This is a genomic window from Aquirufa sp. Wall-65K1, from assembly GCF_054558475.1.
Window position 1 is genome coordinate 1 of sequence record NZ_JBPXKD010000014.1, and the last position, 925, is coordinate 925.

The window sequence follows — 925 nt, forward strand, 5'->3', positions numbered from 1 at the left end:
AGCAGGTTTGCCTTCTATTTAAATAGAATACTAGATCTTCAATCTAGTGGGTTGCCCCATTCGGAAATCTTCGGATTAAGGGTCTTGTGCACCTCCCCGAAGCTTATCGCAGCTTAACACGTCCTTCATCGCCTCCAAGAGCCTAGGCATCCCCCATACGCCCTTATTTCACTTACTCTCTAATATCTTCATGCCCGAAGGCAATCGCTATCTATTTTTGCTCTTACTCTTTACTTTATTCTCACAATATGTCAAAGAACCTTGTGTAAACTTCCATGAATAAATTCATTTGGTCTACATCGTTTCCCTTATGTTCTACTTCCGTTGAAGTAGGAGGGAGGATAATTAATTGGTGGAGAATAACGGATTCGAACCGTTGACCCCCTGCGTGCAAGGCAGGTGCTCTAGCCAGCTGAGCTAATCCCCCAATTTTAATTGGGTTTTAATGTTAATCTCTTCATTCATTAGACTCGTTTGTCTAATGCGGTACGCTTAATTTCTTCGAGTGGAGAAGACGGATTCAACGCGGACGGCCAGTTCGTTGTGCCCTCTAATGTAGGGTAGGTTCCTAGCTTTTTGAGCTAATCCCCCGTTATTGGCTTTCATCTCCAGCTTGCCCCAACCTTACTTGTTGGTGGGCCTGCGTGGACTCGAACCACGGACCTCTACATTATCAGTGTAGCGCTCTAACCACCTGAGCTACAAGCCCGCTTATTCTTCTCTTTCTCTATTAATATCTTGAAAACCTATCTTGCTAGATTTTCCTTTAGGCGTGTGATAAAAGTACTCGGGAAGCATATAAGAAACCTTATATACTTAAGTTAAATAGCTTCTCCAGAAAGGAGGTGTTCCAGCCACACCTTCCGGTACGGCTACCTTGTTACGACTTAGCCCCAATTACCTGTTCTACCCTAACTGGCGGTTT

2 tRNA genes and 2 rRNA genes are annotated in these 925 nt (G+C 44.2%); all 4 read right to left on the minus strand.

The features are described from left to right. Positions 1–177 (minus strand): 23S ribosomal RNA (locus ACST15_RS12475); the annotation flags it as partial. Positions 178–350: 173 nt separating this feature from the next. Continuing rightward, a tRNA-Ala gene (locus tag ACST15_RS12480) sits at positions 351–427 on the minus strand. A 205-nt stretch (positions 428–632) separates the two neighbouring features. Then, positions 633–709 (minus strand) — tRNA-Ile (locus tag ACST15_RS12485). A 129-nt stretch (positions 710–838) separates the two neighbouring features. After that, positions 839–925: ribosomal RNA gene (locus ACST15_RS12490) — 16S ribosomal RNA — on the minus strand; the annotation flags it as partial.